The sequence below is a fragment of the Pseudomonas sp. SWRI51 genome, from assembly GCF_014268825.1.
Lineage (GTDB): Bacteria > Pseudomonadota > Gammaproteobacteria > Pseudomonadales > Pseudomonadaceae > Aquipseudomonas > Aquipseudomonas farsensis.
This window is the reverse complement of the sequence record NZ_JABWRG010000166.1, coordinates 1-3,300: the sequence shown is the minus strand read 5'-3', so window position 1 is coordinate 3,300 and position 3,300 is coordinate 1. Positions and strand designations below refer to the sequence as shown.

Annotated in this window: 2 protein-coding genes; one reads left to right on the top strand and one right to left on the bottom strand. The window is 61.7% G+C overall.

The window, feature by feature from the left end; translation table 11 throughout:
• Nucleotides 1-232: 232 nt before the first annotated feature.
• On the bottom strand, nt 233-817 hold the full coding sequence (locus HU720_RS23800) for a YajG family lipoprotein (RefSeq protein WP_186523594.1): 585 nt from the start codon (nt 815-817) through the stop codon (nt 233-235).
• Between the two features lie 763 nt (nt 818-1,580).
• Here HU720_RS23800 and mqo point away from each other — a divergent pair.
• A complete protein-coding gene (gene mqo, locus HU720_RS23795) occupies nt 1,581-3,086 on the top strand; it encodes a malate dehydrogenase (quinone) (protein ID WP_186523593.1) in 1,506 nt (501 codons plus the stop codon).
• The last annotated feature ends 214 nt before the right edge of the window (nt 3,087-3,300 follow it).

Genomic DNA, 3,300 nt, shown 5'->3' with positions numbered 1-3,300 from the left:
GGGCTGCGCAGCAGCCCCTGGGGTTTTCAGGGCTGCTGCGCAGCCCAACGCGGGACAAGCCCGCTCGCCACGGCTCTCTATCATTTTCCACAGGATTGGGTCCAACCAGCAATTTTGCGGTTGAGCACGGCCTGCGTGGGAGCTGGCGACAGCCTGCGATGAGGCCCGCGAAGGCCACAAAAAAGCCCGCTGCCTGACACTCAGGCAGCGGGCTTTTTTTTGAAGCCGAACGTTACTCGCCCAGTACCTGACCGACAGTCGGGTCCTTGAACAGGCGGGTCAGCGCATCGCTGAGCACGTCGCTCACCAGCTTGGTGTTGGTTTCCTGGTTCGGCGCCATGCCGAAACGCTGGTCCAACGAAGCACCGTAGCGGCCGCTGTAACGGCGGTTGGCGTTGGACACGTCAGCGCGGAAGGTGGCGCCGATGGTTGCCTCGGTCACGTACATTTTGTCCTTGGGCGACTGATACTTAAGCTCCGCCAGGGTGACCGTCAGCTGTGGCGCGCCAGCGGCGTTCGGCGTCGGGGTGAAGCCGAGCAGGCGTACCGCAGCTTCGGCCTGGGCCTGCAGCTTGGGCACGACATCGTTGCCATTGACCGTGATGGTGCTGGTTTCAGGGTACATGCCACCGCGGGTGCCCAGCGACTGCGAAGCACGGCCATCAACCACTCGCACCACCACCGCCTGGCCATGGCCGACCGGCGCCAGCTGCTGGGTAAGCTTGGGCTGCGGGCTGAGTTGTTGCGGGCTGTGGGCACAACCGGCCAGGCTCAGGCTGGCCACCGCGAACAAACCGAACAACAGACGTTGCAACATGCGCATTTCTCCAGAAAAAGCGGCAAAGGCGCACAGTATACCCAGCGCCGAGCGGTTAGCGGCAAGCTGCAAGAAAAACCGCCGCAGAGCGCGCATGCACGGCGCTCGGGCTTGCACCCCGGCAAGAGGTGGTTGGCAGCAACGCATACTCGCTACCTGACAAACGCTGCAATAAAAACCAATAAGAACGACCTTTCTGCCCGCGACATCGCTATAATCTCCCCCCGATTATAAGGACGTCTCCTGATCGGGCCCCGCATTCGCCGATTGACCCCGGCACCCTCGACGCTTCGCCCACAGAGAGCCTTCCACTCAGGTCTTGCATTGGCTGTCGTGCCTGCTGTTCTGGCCGCCTGCTTGGCATGAACCTGCGGGTTGCCATCGCGCATCCCCTTTTGAGGTTCACGTCTCCAAAAGAGCGTGAAAAACACGGTTTTCACTACTTCACAAGAGTGTGGCGAGCAAATGAACAGTCTGGCATGTGTAAAAGCGACAGATGTGTCTGCAACAGCCCTGAACAGGCGGCAAACGTACTCCTGCTGGATGGGAGCCTGAGGCCGGTCCATAACGCACGACGGATCACTTGACCATAAGTCGAATTGCCGCAGGGGTGGCAATCGGGGTTCAATAGTGCAACCCCCCGAGACTGATTGGCGGTGTCCGCGGAAGTGGCAACAACTGCGAAGAGTCGGACATGGCAATCCGGGCAACCCCGGTTTCCTATGCTGTCAATTAGGTGCTGTAGATTGTGGAGACGCGTTAAATGGCGCAGAACGAATCGGTTGATGTAGTACTGGTAGGCGCGGGCATCATGAGTGCCACCCTGGCCGTACTGCTCAAGGAGCTCGACCCAGCCCTCAAGCTGGAGGTCGTCGAAGCGATGGACTCCGGTGCTGCGGAAAGCTCCAACCCGTGGAACAACGCCGGTACCGGCCATGCCGGCCTGTGCGAGCTCAATTACACCCCGCAGGCCGCCGATGGCAGCATCGACATCAAAAAGGCCGTGCACATCAACACCCAGTTCGAGGTTTCCCGGCAGTTCTGGGCTTACCTGAGCAAAAAGGGCACCTTCGGGTCGCCGCGCGCGTTCATCAACCCGGTCCCGCACCTGAGCTACGTCGAAGGTGACAAGGGCGTGAGCTTCCTCAAGAAGCGTTTCGAGCTGCTCAAGCAGCATCACGCCTTTGCCGAGATGGAGTACACCGAAGACAAGGCGGTGATGAACGACTGGATGCCGCTGATGATGCCCGGCCGCCCCGCCGACCAGCACATTGCCGCCACCCGCGTGATGAAAGGCACCGACGTCAACTTCGGCGCGCTGACCAACAAGCTGCTCAAGCACCTGGGCAACAGCCCGGATGCGCAGGTCAAGTACAGCAAGAAGGTCGTCGGCCTGCGCCGCAACGGTAGTGGCTGGACAGTGAGCATCAAGGACGTCAACAGCGGCAGCAGCCGCGAAGTCGACGCCCGCTTCGTGTTCCTCGGCGCCGGTGGCGCTGCCCTGCCGCTGCTGCAGCAATCGGGCATCCCCGAGAGCAAGGGCTTCGGCGGCTTCCCGGTGAGTGGCCAGTGGCTGCGTTGCGACAACCCGGAAATCGTCAAGCAGCACCAGGCCAAGGTCTACAGCCAGGCCGCTGTCGGCGCACCGCCCATGTCGGTCCCGCACCTCGATACCCGCGTGGTCGATGGCAAGAAGTCGTTGCTGTTCGGGCCGTACGCAGGCTTCACCACCAAGTTCCTCAAGCACGGCTCGTTCATGGACCTGCCGTTGTCGGTGCGCCTGGGCAACATTGGCCCGATGCTGGCGGTGGCCCGCGACAACATGGACCTGACCAAGTACCTGGTCAGCGAAGTGATGCAGTCGATGGAGCAGCGCCTTGATTCGCTACGCCGCTTCTACCCTGAAGCCAAGGCTGAAGACTGGCGCCTGGAAGTGGCCGGCCAGCGCGTACAGATCATCAAGAAAGACCCGAAAAAAGGCGGCATCCTGCAGTTTGGTACCGAGCTGGTTTCGGCCCAGGACGGCAGCCTCGCAGCCCTGCTGGGCGCATCGCCGGGCGCTTCGGTGACCGTGTCGATCATGCTCGACCTGATCGATCGCTGCTTCCCCGATCAGGCCAAGGGTGCCTGGGCCGCCAAGCTCAAGGAAATCTTCCCGGCCCGCGAAAGCGTATTGGCGACCGACGCTGCCCTGTACCACAAGATCAGCGCCGACAACGACGCAGCGCTGGACTTGGTGGAAAGCAGCCCGGCCAAGCACTACGCCTGAGCCGCGCGTAAAACGAAAAAACGCCCTTCGGGGCGTTTTTTTGTATTCGTGGGGTGAGGGTGAGGTTCGACGGTTTTGTACAAGCCTGTCCTGGCCTCAACATGGCTGGTGGGACCCAATCCTTTGGGAAATGAAGGAGCGTCGTGGCGAGCGGGCTTGTCCCGCGTTGGGCTGCGCAGCAGCCCTGAAAACCCAAGGGGCTGCTGCGCAGCCC

What these genes read in the sequence shown, in the direction of transcription:
- HU720_RS23800 (WP_186523594.1), bottom strand. Translation starts at nt 817, where the DNA reads ATGTTGCAACGTCTGTTGTTCGGTTTGTTCGCGGTGGCCAGCCTGAGC.
- mqo (WP_186523593.1), top strand. Translation starts at nt 1,581, where the DNA reads ATGGCGCAGAACGAATCGGTTGATGTAGTACTGGTAGGCGCGGGCATC.